12 protein-coding genes are annotated in these 15971 nt (G+C 65.7%); 2 read left to right on the top strand and 10 right to left on the bottom strand.

Going from position 1 to position 15971, the window contains the following annotated elements; all coding sequences use genetic code 11:
* The first annotated feature begins 32 nt into the window (after positions 1-32).
* Positions 33-800, top strand: coding sequence for a ParA family protein (locus RS899_RS23955; RefSeq protein ID WP_315808231.1), 768 nt, complete (start codon positions 33-35; stop codon positions 798-800).
* Between the two features lie 4 nt (positions 801-804).
* Here the strand turns inward: RS899_RS23955 and RS899_RS23950 are convergent, their stop codons facing one another.
* From RS899_RS23950 to RS899_RS23910, 9 genes are all read right to left on the bottom strand, one after another.
* Positions 805-1614 carry a universal stress protein gene (locus tag RS899_RS23950; protein WP_315808230.1) on the bottom strand — a complete coding sequence of 270 codons (810 nt, stop codon included), beginning with the start codon at positions 1612-1614 and terminating at the stop codon, positions 805-807.
* A gap of 76 nt (positions 1615-1690) precedes the next feature.
* Positions 1691-2137 (bottom strand): YiiD C-terminal domain-containing protein, encoded by a 447-nt coding sequence (locus RS899_RS23945; RefSeq protein ID WP_315808229.1) that lies wholly within the window; start codon positions 2135-2137, stop codon positions 1691-1693.
* 85 nt (positions 2138-2222) lie between these two features.
* Positions 2223-2657: a thioredoxin TrxC gene (gene trxC / locus RS899_RS23940; RefSeq protein ID WP_315808228.1), complete on the bottom strand. Its 435-nt coding sequence runs from the start codon at positions 2655-2657 to the stop codon at positions 2223-2225.
* Positions 2658-2767: 110 nt separating this feature from the next.
* Positions 2768-4552, bottom strand: coding sequence for a methyl-accepting chemotaxis protein (locus tag RS899_RS23935; RefSeq protein ID WP_409978095.1), 1785 nt, complete (start codon positions 4550-4552; stop codon positions 2768-2770).
* Positions 4553-5057: 505 nt separating this feature from the next.
* The gene (locus tag RS899_RS23930; protein ID WP_054910005.1) at positions 5058-6335 is read right to left on the bottom strand and encodes a bifunctional O-acetylhomoserine aminocarboxypropyltransferase/cysteine synthase; all 1278 of its coding nucleotides are present in this window, start codon (positions 6333-6335) and stop codon (positions 5058-5060) included.
* Between the two features lie 122 nt (positions 6336-6457).
* Positions 6458-7918, bottom strand: a complete 1461-nt coding sequence (gene selO / locus RS899_RS23925) for a protein adenylyltransferase SelO (RefSeq protein ID WP_315808226.1) — start codon at positions 7916-7918, stop codon at positions 6458-6460.
* A gap of 58 nt (positions 7919-7976) precedes the next feature.
* On the bottom strand, positions 7977-11327 hold the full coding sequence (gene mscK, locus RS899_RS23920; RefSeq protein WP_315808225.1) for a mechanosensitive channel MscK: 3351 nt from the start codon (positions 11325-11327) through the stop codon (positions 7977-7979).
* An 83-nt stretch (positions 11328-11410) separates the two neighbouring features.
* A complete protein-coding gene (locus RS899_RS23915) occupies positions 11411-13153 on the bottom strand; it encodes a potassium/proton antiporter (RefSeq protein WP_054910002.1) in 1743 nt (580 codons plus the stop codon).
* A gap of 100 nt (positions 13154-13253) precedes the next feature.
* Positions 13254-13892, bottom strand: coding sequence for a hypothetical protein (locus RS899_RS23910; RefSeq protein WP_315808224.1), 639 nt, complete (start codon positions 13890-13892; stop codon positions 13254-13256).
* Between RS899_RS23910 and RS899_RS23905 the strand changes: the two genes are divergently transcribed.
* Positions 13891-14070 carry a hypothetical protein gene (locus RS899_RS23905; protein WP_054910000.1) on the top strand — a complete coding sequence of 60 codons (180 nt, stop codon included), beginning with the start codon at positions 13891-13893 and terminating at the stop codon, positions 14068-14070. The two genes, RS899_RS23910 and RS899_RS23905, sit on opposite strands and share 2 nt — an antisense overlap.
* Before the next feature lie 44 nt (positions 14071-14114).
* Here RS899_RS23905 and RS899_RS23900 read toward each other — a convergent pair whose 3' ends face one another.
* Complete coding sequence (locus tag RS899_RS23900) at positions 14115-15917, bottom strand: acyl-CoA dehydrogenase (protein WP_315808223.1); 1803 nt, start codon at positions 15915-15917, stop codon at positions 14115-14117.
* Between the last annotated feature and the right edge of the window lie 54 nt (positions 15918-15971).

The following is a 15971-nucleotide window of genomic DNA, read 5'->3' as shown; positions in this document are numbered from 1 at the left end:
CCAGCACTCGAATGTTCCTGGAGGGATGGCTGATGCGACGCGTGGTGTTCAATCAGAAGGGCGGGGTCGGCAAGTCGAGCATCGCTTGCAACCTGGCGGCGGTGAGCGCGGCGGAGGGCTATCGGACGTTACTGGTAGACCTGGACGCCCAGGCCAACTCAACTCACTACCTGACGGGCCTGACCGGCGAAGACGTGCCCGTGGGCATCGCCGACTTCTTCAAGCAGACGCTGGCCTCCGGCCCCTTCAGCCGCAAGGGCAAGGTGGACATCTACGAGACGCCTTTCGACAACCTGCACATCGTCACCGCCAGCGCGGAGCTCGCTGATCTGCAGCCCAAGCTCGAGCAGAAGCACAAGATCAATAAGCTGCGCAAACTGCTGGACGAGCTCGCCGAAGACTACGACAGGATCTACCTGGATACTCCGCCGGCGCTGAACTTCTACACGGTTTCTGCGCTGATCGCTGCCGATCGCTGCCTGATTCCCTTCGATTGCGACAGCTTCTCCCGCCAGGCACTGTACGGCCTGCTGCAGGAGATCGAAGAGCTGAAGGAGGACCACAACGAAGGCCTGGAAGTCGAAGGCATCGTGGTCAACCAGTTCCAGCCGCGAGCCACGCTGCCGCAGCAACTGCTGGATGAGCTGGTGGAAGAGGAGCTGCCGGTGCTGCCGGTCTACCTGATGAGTTCGGTGAAAATGCGCGAGTCGCACCAGGCGTGCACCCCGCTGATCTTCCTCGAGCCCCGGCACAAGCTGACCCAGCAGTTCGTCGAACTGCACAACCTGCTGGAAGCCTGAGCGGTTACTGGCTGATCAGCACATCACAGGGTGGCCGGCGCAGGAAGTAACGCGTCGAGCTGCCCAGCATGGCTTGCTCGATGGCGCCGCGGCTGCGGCCGCCGAGTATTAGCAGGTCGGGCGACCACTCTCGCAACGCCGTTTCCAGCGCCTGCTGGGCTGTGCCCTGTTGCACTGCGCAGAGTAGCTGCGGCCCCGTGCTCGGCACGTGCTTGCGCTCATCCTGCAGCGCCTGGCGCAAGAGTTCGCGCTGCGTCTCCAGGTGGCTGTCGGCGCGGCCGGCCTTCTTGCCCGGCTGGTAGGCGTTGAGCGCCAGCAGCTCGGAGGCGGGTTCCAGCAGGCGGTAGCCGGCGCGCCAGGCCTGGCAGGAGCAGTGCGACAGGTCCAGCCCGGCCAATGCCTTGGCGTAAGGCGCGGCGGACTCTTCCACGGCCAGCAGGATCGGCGCGCGGCAATGCCGGGCGATGCGCTCCAGTGTGGTGCCGTCGAAACGCTCGAGCAGTTGCTGATGGTGCGCACCGATCACCAGCAGGTCGGCGCCCAGCTCCTGCACCGCCTGGGTGACGGTATTGGCGGCGCGCCCCTGGCGTATCACCAGCTGGTAGTCGGCGATGTCACTGGCGCGGGCTGCATCGCGCAATGCCACTTCAGCTGCTTCGCGGACGGTATCCATCATGCGGTCGGGGAAGAATTCCTCGATGACGTGCAGCAGCGTGACGCTGGCCCCGTGCTTGCGCGCCAATTGTGCAGCGCGCCGCACCGCGATGTCCGCCTCGACACTGAGGTCATGGGCGACGAGCAGGTTCCTGTACATGGTGGGTTCCCTCTATGGCGCTTCCACTGTCGCGCCACGTAGGAAATTTCACCTTGATGCAGGGCAATGGCTCGATTCAGCGACTGCGCAGCTGATAGATGGCATGGCTTTCGGCGACGACATTGCCTTCTTCGTCCTTCAACTGCAGGTCGAGGACAAACTCCGCCTTGCCTTGGTGCGTCGCCTCTTCGCCGATACGCTGGATTTCGGCTTCAGTGAGCTGCGCATCGACGGTCACGTCACTGGCGGCGGGGCGCAGGAAGCGCAACCCGGCTTCCTTGACGATGGGGTAGAAGCGCCGCGCATCGAAGCTGGTGAGCATCAGCACGCCACCGGGCAATTCGGCCACGGTGAACAGCGCGCCGGCGTACATGTTCTGGATGTGGTTCTCGTTGCCCTTGAGCGGCATGCGCAGGCGCACGTGGCCCGGCTCCAGCACTTCGGCCTTGAGGCCGCTGCGCTTGACGAAGGCGATGTGCTCTTCGGTGAGCTGGCGGATGAAGTCTTCGGGATAGGAAGGCATGGGCGTGCTCCGTTGGCTTTCGCCCAAGCCTAGACGTCCCGCGCGGCCTGGCAATGACCGCACGGATTGACCGAAACGCTCGCCCTCAGATGCCCTGGCGGGACAGCCAGTCGAGCAACTGCGGCAACGGCATCGCACCGCTCTGCCGCGCTACCTCCTGGCCATTGCGCAGCAGGATCAGGCTGGGAATCGAGCGAATGCCCAGGCGCGTGGACAGGTTCGGATTGGCATCGCTGTCCAGCTTGGCCAGGCGCACCTTGCCCGACAGCCGTGCGGCTGCCTGCTCGAATACCGGCGCAAAGCCCTTGCACGGCCCGCACCAGTCGGCCCAGACGTCCACCAGCAACGGCAGATCGCCCTTGGCCTGGGCGGCGAAACCGGCCTCGTCGAGGTCGAACGGCGTATCCAGCACTATCGGTGATTGGCAGCGGCCGCAGCTGGGCGAGTCATCCACACGGGCGGCGGGTACTCGGTTGAGGCCGTTGCAGTTCGGGCAGGGGATGATCAGGGAATCGGACATGGTGAGGCTCCAGAGTCTATGGAGCAAAGATGGAGCCTCCAAGCTCCGATCTCAACGGTACGTTGAATGCTTTTCCGAAGGTGGGCCGACGGAGCGTCGGCCCATTCACATCACACGCGGAAGTGGCTGACCAGCGTCTGCAACTGTCCGCCCAGGCGCGCGAGTTCAACGCTGGAGGCGGCGACTTCTTCGTTGGCTGAGGCAGTCTGTTCGGAGACGTCGCGCACGTTGACCACGCTGCGGCTGATTTCCTCGGCCACGGCGCTCTGTTCCTCGGCGGCGGTGGCGATCTGCTGGTTCATCGCCTGGATGTTCGACACGGTGCGGGTGATCTCGCCCAGTGACTCGCCGGCCTGGCGGCTGAGGGCGACGCTGCTGGCGGTGAGTTCGCGGCTGCCGAGCATGACGCTGGAGACCTGGCGGGTGCCGCTCTGCAGGCCGGCGACCAGGGCTTCGATTTCTTCGGTGGATTGCTGGGTGCGCTGGGCCAGCCTGCGTACTTCGTCGGCGACCACGGCGAAACCACGACCGGCTTCGCCCGCGCGGGCGGCTTCGATGGCGGCGTTGAGGGCCAGCAGGTTGGTCTGCTCGGCCACCGACTTGATCACGTCCATGACCTTGCCGATCTTCTCGCTCTCCTGCTCCAGGCGCTGCATGGCTTCGGCGGAGCGTTCGACTTCCTCGGCGAGGCGCTCGATCTGCTCCACGGCCTTGTTCACCACGCGGTCACCGTCCTGGGCCTGGTGGTCGGCGGCGGAGGCGGCCTGGGAGGCCTGCTCGGCGTTGCGCGCGACTTCCTGCACGGTGGCGGACATTTCGTGCATGGCGGTGGCGACCTGGTCCGTCTCGACCTTCTGGGTGTTCGCGCCGGCGCTGGTCTGCTCGGTGACGGCGGAGAGTTCCTCGGCGGCGCTGGCGATCTGGGTGACGCCGTCGCGGATGCCACCGATGAGCTCGCGCAGGCTCTGGCTCATGCGCTGCATGCTTTGCTGCAGGCGGCCGAGTTCGTCGCGGCGGGTGACCTGGACGGTCTGCGACAGGTCGCCGGCGGCGATGCGGTCGACCACAGCCATGGTTTCCTGCAGCGGGCGGGTGATCTGGCGGGTGATGATCAGCGCGGCGATGCCGCCCAGGACCAGCGCGAGCAGGGTGAACAGGGTCTGCAGGCTGCGGGCGCGGGCGCTTTCGGCGTCGCGGCGATCGAGCTGGAGTTGGTAGAGACTTTCGCTGATCTTGACGATGTCCTGGCCCTGGGTGGTCATTTCCTTGCGTGCCTGGACGATGGCGGCCATGTTGCCGCGCAGGGTGGTGACGGCATCGCGATAGGCGCGCAGGGCAGTGCCCAGTTGCTGGACGTACTGCGCTTCGGCGACGCCGAGGACGCTTTCCAGGGCCGGCAGGCCGGCGATGCTTTCATCCAGGCCGCGGGTCACGCCGTCACCGTTGCTGGTGAGGGCCGTGGCTAGGTAATCGCGCACGTCGTAGCGGGCCTGCAGCAGGTCTTCACGGGTGCCAGTGATGGCCTGGAAGCGGGTGGCGCGCTCTTCGTCCGCGGGGGCCTTGAGTACGTCCTGCTGGATGGTGGCCGTCAGTTCGGCGGCGCGCGTGGCGTTGTCCTGCAGGGCGCGGCGGGTGATGCCAGCGCTCTGGTAGCCGGCGCGCATGGCGGCCAGGGACTTCTCGTAGTCGGCGATGATGCCGCCGAGCTGGTCGAGCATGCGCACGTTCTCGGGGCTGACGAAGGAGGCGCGCAGTTTCTGCTGCTGCGCCTTGAAGTCGGCCAGGGTGGACATGACGTTGGCGGCTTCCTGCTCGGCGCCGTCGGCGATCATGTACTGCAGGCGAGTGATGCGCAGCTTGGTCAGGCGCGAGTTCAGCTCGGTGATATCGCTCATCCAGTTGCTGCGGTCGATCAGCGAGCCCAGGCCGACCCAACTGACGATGGCGAGGATGGCGGTGAAGGCGAGGACCAGGCCGAAGCCCAGGGCCAACTTGAGATTCACGCTCAGGTTGGAAATCCAGGTGTTCATTGACGATCTCCAGGAAAGGTTGTGTGAAGTCAGGCCGTTCGGAGATTGTTCTTGTTGGGGGCCAGGGTGGCGAACCACGTCCAAGCCCTATCGGCAGGATCGGGCGGAACCGTATGGTCACGGGCGAAAAAAGTTATCCGCCGGCCGGCGCCTGGAAGGCGGGTCGGAAAGGAATAGGCGGGGAAAGGCGGACGAAATCCCTGTTCGCTGGTGTGTCACTGGGTGCGGTCGCGCGCTGGCTTGCGGCGCTGGCCGGCATTCTACGGAAAGGCCGATGGAGCGTCTGCAAGATGATGGCAATTAGATATTGCAGGGGCCGCTGACCCGCGAATGAGGCGCCGGCCTGGCGCCTCATTCGGTTGCCGCGGGATCAGGCCTTGGCGGCGTCCAGCGCCTGGGCGAGGTCGGCGAGGATGTCGTCGATGTGCTCGATGCCGATGGACAGGCGCACCATGTCGCGCGGTACGCCGGCCTTCTGCAGTTCTTCGTCGTTGAGCTGGCGGTGGGTGGTCGAGGCCGGGTGGCAGGCCAGGGACTTGGCGTCGCCGATGTTGACCAGGCGCACCACCAGGTTCAGTGCGTCGATGAAGCGCGCGCCGGCTTCCTGCCCGCCCTTGATGCCGAACGAGAGGATCGACGCGGGCTTGCCGCCCATGTAGCGCAGCGCCAGTTCCTGCTCGGGGTGGTCGGCGAGACCGGCGTACTTCACCCAGCTGACTTGCGGGTGGTCCTGCAAATACTGGGCGACTTTCACGGCGTTCTCGCAGTGGCGCTCCATGCGCAGGGCGAGGGTTTCCAAACCTTGCAGGATCAGGAAGGCGTTGAACGGCGAGAGCGCGGCACCGGTGTTGCGCAGCGGCACGACACGGCAGCGGCCGATGAAGGCGGCGGGGCCGAAGGCTTCGGTGTAGGTCACGCCGTGATAGGACGGGTCGGGCGTGTTGAGCAGCGGGAAGCGTTCCTTGTTCTCGGCCCAGGGGAATTTGCCGGAGTCGACGACGATGCCGCCGATGCTGGTGCCGTGGCCGCCGATGTACTTGGTGAGCGAGTGCACGACGATGTCCGCGCCGTGTTCGAACGGGCGGCAGAGGATCGGCGTGGCGACGGTGTTGTCGACGATCAGCGGTACACCGTGGCGGTGCGCGGCGTCGGCCAGTGCCTGCAGGTCGACGATGTTGCCGGCCGGGTTGCCGATGGATTCGCAGAACACCGCCTTGGTGCGTTCGTCGATCAGCGCTTCGAGGGCGGCGATGTCGTCGTGCGGCGCGAAGCGCGTCTGGATGCCGAAGCGCGGCAGGGTGTGGGCGAACAGGTTGTAGGTGCCGCCGTAGAGCTTGGCCACCGAGACGATGTTGTCGCCGGCTTCGGCGACGGTCTGGATGGCGTAGGTGATGGCGGCCATGCCGGAGGCCACGGCCAGCGCTGCCACGCCGCCTTCCAGCGCGGCCACGCGCTCCTCGAGCACCGCGTTGGTGGGGTTCATGATGCGCGTGTAGATGTTGCCGGCGACCTTCAGGTCGAACAGGTCGGCGCCGTGCTGGGTGTCGTCGAAGGCGTAGGAGCTGGTCTGGTAGATCGGCACGGCCACGGCCTTGGTGGTCGGGTCGGGGCTGTAGCCGGCGTGGATGGCCAGGGTTTCCGGTTTCATTGTTCGAGCGTCCTTGTGGCAGAAAGCCCCGAGGATGCGAGCGGCGCCCCGCTCCGGTCAATGACCGGGAGCAATGTGGCCGGGGCGGCGCTAGATCGCTTTTGGCTGAGCTTATAACCGGCTCAGGAGGAGCAACTGATCTCCAGGTGCCGGCCCCAATCCGGCGGGCGGCGGGTGAAGTGCTCGGCATCCGGCTGCTCTTCGAAGGGCTTGCTGAGCACGTCATGCAGGCGCCGCACCACGCTGTTGTCACCCTGCTCGGCGGCGGTGATGGCCTCCTGGGCCAGGTAGTTGCGCAGCACGTAGAGCGGGTTGACGGCGTGCATGCGCGCGCGGCGCTGGTCCTGGCTGCCGCCTTCGCGTTCGGCGCGTGCTTGATAGTCGGCGGCCCAGGCGTCGAAGCCGGCGAGGTCGACGAAGTCGTCACGCACCACGGCCAGCGCCTGCTCCGGCGCCTGCTCGCCGAGGCGGCGGAAGAACAGCGAGTAGTCCACTGCGCCTTTCTGCATGCTCTGCAGCAGGCGCTGTACCAGCTCCAGGTCGCCATCCTCGGCAGTAGTGAAGCCCAGGCGCCGGCGCATCAGGTCCAGGTAATGCGCCTGGTACAGCGGCAGGAACAGGTCCAGCGTGGCGCGCAGGTCATCGACTTCGACGAAATGCACCAGCGTCTGGCCCAGCGCGGCGAGGTTCCAGTGGGCAATGGGCACCTGGTTGCTGAAGGAGTAGCGGCCGGTGTCGTCGGAGTGGTTGCAGATGTGGTTGGCGTCGAAGTCGTCGAGGAAGGCGTAGGGGCCGTAGTCGAAGGTGATTCCGAGGATCGACATGTTGTCGGTGTTCATCACGCCGTGGCAGAAACCGTAGGCCTGCCAGCAGGCGATCATTTGCGCGTTGCGCTCGACCACTTCGCGGAAGAATGCCAGGTAGGGCTTCTCGTCGTTCAGGCAGTCGGGGAAATACTCGCGCAGGACGAACTCGACGAGCGTCTTCAACTGCTCTTCCTGCTGGGTGTAGTAGAAGTACTCGAAGTGGCCGAAGCGCACGTGGCTGGGCGCCATGCGCAGCAGCATGGCGCCGGTTTCCCGAGTCTCGCGCCACACTGTGGTACTGGAGCCGGTGACGCACAGCGCGCGGCTGCTGGGGATGCCGAGGGCGTGGAGGTATTCGCTGGCGAGGAACTCGCGGATCGATGAGCGCAGCACCGCGCGGCCGTCGCCCATGCGCGAGTAAGGCGTTTGCCCAGCGCCCTTGAGGTGCAGGTCCCAGTGTTCGCCGGCCTCGTTCACCACTTCGCCCAGCAGCAGGCCGCGGCCGTCGCCCAGGCGTGGGTTGTAGGAGCCGAACTGGTGCCCGGAATAGACCATCGCGCGCGGCTCGGCTTCTTCCCAGAGCTTGTGGCCGGCGAAGATCTCCGCGAACACCGGGGTATCCGCCTCGCTCGGGTCTAGATCGAGCAGGGCCATGGCCGAGCGGCTGGCGACGACCAGGCGCGGGGCGGCGATGGGATCGGGCAGGACTTCGGTGGAAAACACGTCGCCCAGGCGGGCGAAGCGGTTATCGAAGGCGAGTTCGTCGAGCTTTTTCACAGGCTAACTCCGGACATGTCCGAGTATTGTGCTCGGATATGTCCGGAGGCGTCCAGCCTCAGGCCTTGTCGCCGGCGGGCTTGTCCTGGTTGATCTTCACGGGCGTGGCGGCGGGTTGCTGCTGACCGACGATGACCTGGGCTTCCTGCCCCTGGAAGTTCTTCAGGAACACGTCGACCTGGTTGAAGGCCATGTCGATACCGGCCTCGCGGAAGGCCAGGGCGATGCGCGTGAGGGTCTCGTCCACCGCCGGGTTGCGGTCGCCCAGCTCGCGCACGTGGAAGCGCAGCTCGTAGTCGAAGGTGCTGGCGCTGATGGTGGTGAAATACAGCACCGGCTCCGGGTCCCGCAGGATGCGGGTGTTGGCGTGGGCGGCGTCGAGCATGATCTTGCGCGCCAGCGGCAGGTCGCTCTCGTAGGCCAGGCCGATCTTGATGGTCACCCGCGTCACGGTATCGCTCAGCGACCAGTTCACCAGTTGCCCGGTGATGAAGGTCTGGTTGGGAACGATGATTTCCTTGCGGTCGAAGTCGGTGATGGTGGTGGCACGGATACGAATCCGGCTGACGGTGCCGGACAGCGTGCCGATGGTCACCACGTCGCCGATCCGCACCGGGCGCTCGAAGAGGATGATCAGGCCGGAGACGAAGTTGGAGAAGATTGCTTGCAGGCCGAAGCCCAGGCCCACCGACAGCGCGGCGACCAGCCATTGCAGCTTGTCCCAGCTCACCCCGAGGGTGGACAGCGCGCTGACGAAGCCGATGCCGCTGATGGTGTAGGACAGCAGGGTGGTGATGGCGTAGGCGCTGCCCTGGGCCAGGGTCAGGCGTTGCAGTACCAGCACTTCCAGCAGGCCGGGCAGGTTGCGCGCCAGGGCCACGGTGACAGCCGCGATGACCATGGCCATGAGGAAGTCGCTGAGGCTGATCGGCGTGGTGGAGGCCGCGTCGCCCGTGCCGCTGGTGTATTGGTAGAGGGTCACGTTGTCGAGGTAGGAGACCACGCTGATCAGGTCGGCCCAGACCCAGTACAGGGTGACCACGAAGCCGATCAGCAGGCCCAGGCGGATCAGGCGCATGGACTGCTCGTTGATCTGCTCGATGCCCAGGGTCGGTTCTTCCACCACCTCGGTGCCCTCGATGCCTTCCTTGGGCGCGTTCTGCCGTTTCGACAGGGCGCGCTGGTAGGCCAGGCGACGGGCGGCGACGCCCATGCCGCGGATGAAGGTGGCTTCCACGACCATCCAGAACATCAGCAGGAACAGGGTGTCGATCAGCCGGTCGGTGAGCTTGAGCGCGGTGTAGTAGTAGCCGAAGCCCACGGCGAGGAACAGCGCCACCGGCAGGGCGGTGAAGCCCAGGCCGACGACCATCTTGATCATCGACGGACGCTCGCTGGACGGGCTGTTGAACAGCAGTTGGGCGAGCAGCCAGGTCATGGCGCCGTAGCCGAAGAGCACCACGGCGATGCCGATCACGTCATCGGCGAGGGATGCCGGGGAATGCTCGGCGACGGTGACCACCGCGACCAGCGACATCACCACCAGGCCCAGTCGGCGCATCAGCTTGCCGAGGAACTGCACCTGCGACTGGCTCCAATGGAAGTGCCGCTCGGCGATGCCGCCCGGACGCAGGATGCGGTGCGCGGTGTAGAACACCAGCCAGACCTGCGCCATCTCCAGCAGCGCGCTGCCGAGGGTGGCGTTCTGGCCGCGGGCGTCGAGCAGCAGGGCGAGGCCGGCGATCCCCAGCGCCAGGGTGCCGGGCAATGCCAGCAGCACGGCGAGCAGCAGGGCCAGGGGGGTGTGGGCCTGGCTGTCGCGCTTGAAGTGGCCGATGTCGTCGTTCAGCGATTCCAGCTTGTCGTAGAGGAACTTGCGCTTCCACAGCAACCCCGCGACCAGCAGGAGCAGCGGCAGGAACAGGAACGGCCGGTCGATCAGGCCCTCGAACAGTTCCTGCACGCCCGATCCCCAGGGCACTTCGGCGAGTTGGTGGTGCAGCAGGGTCGGGGTCATCTTGAACCACGACAGGTCCAGCGGGCGGTTGCTGGGAATCCAGAACATCTGCTCGTCGAGGGTGGCGCGCAGGCTGTCGCTGGTTTCCTTGAGCTGCTTCTGGTTCAACTGCAGGGTGATGGCTTCGTTGAGCAGCGCGTTGAGCTCGTGATTGAGGCGCTCCATCAGTTCCAGCCGGGTGTCCACCAGCTCGCCGAGGTCGTGACGCAGCTGCGGGGTGATGCTCTCCTGCGGCTGCTGGGCCAGCAGGTTGTCGAGGTAGACCTGGGTGTTATTGATCTCGTCGCGCTTCTGGTTCAGCTCGAACTGGTACAGGCGCAGGTCGGCGATTTCGTCGGCGAGGTCCTGGTCGGTCCGGATGACCGGCAGCGACTGCTTCTGCTGGTAGAGAATCTTGGCCAGCAGCAGGCTGCCGCGCAGCACGTTGATCTGTTCGTCCAGGGCCTGCTCGCCCTGGGTCAGGTTGTCCAGTTGCTGCTTGGCTTCCAGGTTGCGCCGCGTGAGCGTGTTGAGGCGGTCGGTGGTGCGCAGCAGGTAGTCGGAGAGCTTGAGGTTGGCGGCGCTCTGCTGGCTCAGCAGGCTGTCGGTGCCGGCGGCCTGGCTGTCCTTGGACAGCTCGGCGACGGTCTTCTCCGACTGCTCGCGGCGCTTGTCGCTGATCATCGTCTGCAGCTCGAGGGTTTCGCGTTCCTCGCGGCCGATGCGCTCGGCCAGCAGGTCGCGCTGGCTGGAGGCGAGGTCGAGCAGCAGGTTGTTGCCGGCCAGTTGTTGGCGCAGCAGCAGGTTCTGCGACGTGAGCATCGCCTGTTCGGCGAGCAGCTCGTTGCGGCGCTCTTCGGTGATCGGCTTGGCGCCTTCCTTGCCAGCCTTGATCAGCCCGGCGATTTCCAGCAGGCGGGTCTGGTTCTTGCTCAGGTCGGCCTGAGCCCGTTCGGGGCGGGTCTGCGCGGTGAGTATCTCGCTCTTGGCGTCGACCATGTCCTTCTGCCAGGCGGCGAGCTGGGTGGATTGCTCGTTGAGCAGCATCTCCAGCTGGGTGGCGCTGGAATCCTTGTAGCGCTGGCTGGCGGGCTTTTCACTGCTGGCCTTGAGGCGGCCGAGCGCCTTCTGGTTCTCGTTGATCAGCTTGGGCGCATCGGCCAGCCGCCCCCTGAGCTCGATCAGCTGCTTTTCGCTGTCGGCCTTGGCCGCCAGCAGCTTCAGCGTGTTTTCCAGGCTCGCCTTGATCGGCTTGGCTTCGGCGTCGGCCAGCTTTCGGTCCGCCAGGCTGTCGAGGCTCTGTTGCACCTTCTCGGCGCTTGGCGGAGTCGTATCGGCGGCCAGCGCGGGCAGGCCGATGAATGAGCCGCCCAGCAGGACGGTGGTCAGAAGGGTACGCAGCAGGAATGACATGGTCGCGGGTGGCGGCTCGTGCGGAAAGTGGGCAGAGGGTAGTGCTGGCGGGCCGGCACCCGCAAGCGGGTACCGGTGGGCGGTCAGAGGAACAGACCGGGGCCGGGACGGCCTTCCGGGAATTTGACCCCGACCTTGCGAATCTTGTTCCCGTCCAGGGCGGCAACGGTCCAGGTCAGGCCGTTCCATTCCACCTGGTCGCCGATGATCGCCTGGCCGCCAATCTCGTGGGCGATGAAGCGGCCCAGGTTCTGCTCGCCGTCCACACCCTCCAGCTTCAGGCCATAGAGCGAGGCCACGGCGGAGAGCTGGGCGTCGCCCTCCAGGACGAAGTCGCCGAAGAAGCGGGCGCTCAGGCCGCGGTCCGGCGCTTGGCTGAACAGCTTGCCCAGCGGCGAGAGGTCATGCTCGTGGCCGATCACGCAGAGGATGTCGTCGGCTTCGAGGATGGTACTGCCGGACGGGTGCAGCAACTGGGTGCCGCGGAACAGTGCGGCGATACGGGTGCCTTCGGGCATTTTCAGTTCGCGCAGGGCGGCGCCGATGCACCACTTTTCCTTGCTCAGGTGATAGACGAACAGCTCCCACTCGCTGGTCGGGTGGACTTCCAGGCCGGCGCGGGAGATCGGCGCCGGGTCCGGCGGCACTACCACGCGCAGCAGTTTGGCGGCCCAGGGCAGGCTGGTGCCCTGTACCAGCAACGAGACCAGCACGATGAAGAAGGCGACGTTGAAGAACAGCTGGGCGTTGGGTAGGCCGGCCATCAGCGGGAACACTGCGAGAATGATCGGTACCGCGCCGCGCAGGCCAACCCAGGCAATGAAGGCCTTCTCGCGGCCGTGGAAGGCGCGGAATGGCGCAAGGCCCACCAGCACCGACAGCGGGCGGGCGAAGAGGATCATCCACAGCGCCAGGCCGAGGGCGGGCAGGGCGATGGGCCAGAGGTCGTGGGGCGTGACCAGCAGGCCGAGGACCAGGAACATGCCGATCTGCGCCAGCCAGGCCATGCCGTCGAGCATGTGCATGATGCCGTGGCGCGAGCGGATCGGCTGGTTGCCCAGTACCAGGCCGCACAGGTAGATGGCCAGGATGCCGCTGCCGTGCACCGCGTTGGCCACGGCGAAGATCAGCAGGCCGCCGCTGATGGCCAGCAGCGGGTACAAGCCGTTGGCCAGGTGGATGCGGTTGATTACCTGCAGCAGCAGCCAGCCGCCACCCAGGCCGAGCACCGAGCCGATGCCGAACTCGCGCAGGAAGTGCCAGAGGAAGCTCCAGGACAGGCCGCTTTCGCCGTGGACGAGCATGTCGATCAGGGTGACGGTGAGGAACACTGCCATCGGGTCGTTGCTGCCCGACTCGATCTCCAGGCTCGCGGTGACCCGTTCGTTCAGGCCCTTGCCGCCCAGCAGCGAGAACACTGCCGCGGCGTCGGTGGAGCCGACGATAGCGCCGATCAGCAGGCCCTCCATCCAGCTCAGCTTGAACAGCCAGGCGGCGGCAACGCCGGTCAGCCCGGCGGTGATCAGTACGCCTGCGGTGGCCAGCGACAACGCCGGCCAGAGCGCCACGCGGAAGCTCGACACCCGCGTGCGCAAGCCACCGTCCAGCAGGATGACCGCCAGTGCGAGGTTGCCCACCAGGTAGGCCATGGGATAGTTGGAGAAGCCGATGCCGCCGGGACCATCAGTGCCCGCGATCATGCCCACGGCCAGGAAGATCACCAGGATCGGGATGCCCAGCCGTGAAGACAGCGAGCTGACCAGGATGCTCATGCCGATCAGCACAGCAGCGATCAGGAAATAGCTGTTGATGGCCACGGCATCCAAGGTGTCGACCTCCTGGGGAATGGGGGAGTGGCGACGCTACTCAAGGATCAGGATGCAGGCCGCATGCCAATTGATTCTAACCTGCGGATTTACAAGGCTGTCAAAGGTTTGTTGAGGACCGTTCGGCGGTGCTTTCGAGCCAGCCCGCACTGCCTTGCCAGGTGGGCACCAGATTGAGCCCGGAGAGTGCGCTGGGCGCCCATTTCAGTGCCTCTTCCAGGGGCAGGCTGACGGCGTCCAGGCGGGATTGCCTGTCCCGTTGCAGGATGGCGCGCGCATTGGCGACCTCCCCGGCGATGCTATGCCCGGCGTCGGTGGTCAGGGCGCGAATCTGCGTATGCCAGAGGTGGCGGGCCGAGCTGCCGGAAACGCCGCAGCTTCCCAGCGGGTCGTAATAGGACGAGCCGAACTGCGCGTAGCCTGCATTGACCAGTGCATTGAAGTAGCGGCTCTGCGAGGTGATCGACTCGCTCTCTCCGCCGCGCAGCACGGCCAGCCCGTCGGTTATGGCCTTGTCGATTTCCTTCAGGTAGTCGTCGGCATGCTCGAAGGCTTCTGTGCTGGGCGTGCTGTAGATCGGCGAGGTGCGGGGTGAAAGGGCTGTTTCACGCTGTTTGCCGTCATCGGTCGAGCCGGTGTTGAACAGGACGAGCGTGCAGCCCAGCGCTACGGCGATAGCGAGCAGGACTAGAAAGTTCTGGTAGTAGCGCTGGAGTGACGGAAGGGTGACGGTCTGCATGGCCATGATCGTGAGGGGCGAAAAGTACGCGGGCGCTATTCAAACGCATCTGCCTCGGGCCTTGCTGTCGGTCGGTTCAGTACTGATAGTGGGAAGCTTCCTTCAATTTTTTGGACTGCCTTCCGGCAACGTGTGGGGCGCTTCTGAAGCCGTCGGCGAGGCCTTCATCCAGGCATAAAAAAGCCCCGGACGTGACCGGGGCGTAAGGGACATACGAGACGCTTAGAACCAGGCGTCCTGCATGGTGGAACAGGTGTCGTCGCGGGTTTCCAGCAGCGCCAGCTCGTGGTGGCAGGACGGTACTTCCCAGGTCAGGAAGTAGCGCGCAGCTTGCAGCTTGCCGCGATAGAAGTCGGCATCGGCGGCGTCGCCGCGTGCCATTCCTTCTTCGGCGCGGATGGCCTGCTCCAGCCAGCGCCAGCCGATCACGGCGTGGCCGAAGACCTTCAGGTACAACGCCGAGTTGGCCAGGCCTTGGGCCACGCGGCCCTGCATCAGGTCGCCGAGCAGGCTCAGGGTGGTGGCCGACAGGCGCGCCATCAGGTGTTCCAGCGGCTCGCGCAGCTTGTCCAGCGACGGATGCGCGCTGGCGCGCTCGCAGCACTGGTTGATCAGGCGGGTAAGCTGTTTCAGGCCGGCGCCGTTGTTCTGCGCCAGCTTGCGGCCGAGCAGGTCCAGCGACTGGATGCCGTGGGTGCCTTCGTGGATCGGGTTCAGGCGGTTGTCGCGGTAGTACTGCTCCACCGGGTATTCGCGGGTGTAGCCATGGCCGCCGAGGATCTGGATCGCCAGCTCGTTGGCCTTCAGGCAGAACTCCGAGGGCCAGGATTTGACGATCGGAGTGAGCAGGTCGAGCAGTTCATGGGCCTGCTTGCGCTCTTCCTCGGTGGGCAGGGTTTCGCAGTCGTCCACCAGGCGCGAGGCGTACAGGCCCAGGTCGAAGGCGCCCTCGACGTAGGACTTCTGGGTCAACAGCATGCGTTTCACGTCGGTGTGCTGGACGATGGAGACGGGCGCCGAGGTCGGGTCCTTGGCATCCACCGGGCGGCCTTGCGGGCGCTCACGGGCGTATTCCAGGGAGTACAGGTAGCCGGCGTAGCCGAGCATGATCGCGCCCATGCCGACGCCGATGCGCGCCTCGTTCATCATCTGGAACATATAGGCCAGGCCGTGGTGTGGCTTGCCGACGAGGTAGCCAACGCACTCGCCCTTGTCGCCGAAGTTCAGCGCGGTGGAGGTAGTGCCGCGCCAGCCCATCTTGTGGAACAGGCCTGCCAGGGTCACGTCGTTGCGTGCGCCGAGGGAACCGTCGTCGTTGACCAGGAACTTCGGCACGATGAAGAGGCTGATACCTTTCACGCCGGGCGGGGCGTCCGGCAGCTTGGCCAGGACCATGTGCACGATGTTCTCCGACAGCGGGTGGTCGCCGCCGGAGATGAAGATCTTGTTGCCCTTGATCCGGTAGCTGCCGTCGGCGGCCGGTTCCGCGCGGGTGCGGATATCCGCCAGCGACGAGCCGGCGTGGGGCTCGGTCAGCGCCATGGTGCCGAAGAAGCGCGCGTCGATCATCGGTTGCAGGAACAGGCGTTTCTGCTCGTCGCTGCCGAAGGTCTCGATCAGGTGGCTGGCGCCCATGCTCAGCATCGGATAGGACGAGGTGGCGATGTTGGCCGACTGGAAGTGTGCGAAGCAGGCGCGCGACAGCAGGTGCGGCAACTGCATGCCGCCCTGTTCGAAGCTGCGCGAGGCATTCTGGAAACCGGCTTCGTTGAACGCATCCACTGCCGGCTTCACTTCCGGAATCAGTACCGCGCCGCCGTCGACGTACTGCGGTTCGTTCTCGTCGTTCTTGCGGTTGTGCGGGGCGAACAGCTCTTCGGCGATGCCACGCGCGGTGGAGAGGGCCGCATCGAAGGTCTCGCGGTTGTGGTCGGCGAAGCGTTCGCGCTGGGTCAGGGCCTCGGCATCGAGCACTTCGTAGAGTTCGAAAGCGAGGTTGCGGGAGCTGAGCAGGGTCTCGGACATGGATCGACCTCCGTGGGAATCGGCGCAGTCTAGTCTGGTGAATGAAGCGCGCAC

This window comes from Pseudomonas sp. C9-3 (assembly GCF_032392015.1).
Taxonomy (GTDB): Bacteria; Pseudomonadota; Gammaproteobacteria; order Pseudomonadales; family Pseudomonadaceae; genus Pseudomonas; species Pseudomonas nitroreducens.
This window is presented reverse-complemented; position numbering and strand designations above follow the sequence as displayed.

Coding starts and splice junctions, on each gene's coding strand:
- RS899_RS23955 (WP_315808231.1), top strand. CDS start 33: ATGCGACGCGTGGTGTTCAATCAGAAGGGCGGGGTCGGCAAGTCGAGC.
- RS899_RS23950 (WP_315808230.1), bottom strand. CDS start 1,614: ATGTACAGGAACCTGCTCGTCGCCCATGACCTCAGTGTCGAGGCGGAC.
- RS899_RS23945 (WP_315808229.1), bottom strand. CDS start 2,137: ATGCCTTCCTATCCCGAAGACTTCATCCGCCAGCTCACCGAAGAGCAC.
- trxC (WP_315808228.1), bottom strand. CDS start 2,657: ATGTCCGATTCCCTGATCATCCCCTGCCCGAACTGCAACGGCCTCAAC.
- RS899_RS23935 (WP_409978095.1), bottom strand. CDS start 4,552: ATGAGCGATATCACCGAGCTGAACTCGCGCCTGACCAAGCTGCGCATC.
- RS899_RS23930 (WP_054910005.1), bottom strand. CDS start 6,335: ATGAAACCGGAAACCCTGGCCATCCACGCCGGCTACAGCCCCGACCCG.
- mscK (WP_315808225.1), bottom strand. CDS start 11,327: ATGTCATTCCTGCTGCGTACCCTTCTGACCACCGTCCTGCTGGGCGGC.
- RS899_RS23905 (WP_054910000.1), top strand. CDS start 13,891: ATGGCCATGATCGTGAGGGGCGAAAAGTACGCGGGCGCTATTCAAACG.
- RS899_RS23910 (WP_315808224.1), bottom strand. CDS start 13,892: ATGCAGACCGTCACCCTTCCGTCACTCCAGCGCTACTACCAGAACTTT.
- RS899_RS23900 (WP_315808223.1), bottom strand. CDS start 15,917: ATGTCCGAGACCCTGCTCAGCTCCCGCAACCTCGCTTTCGAACTCTAC.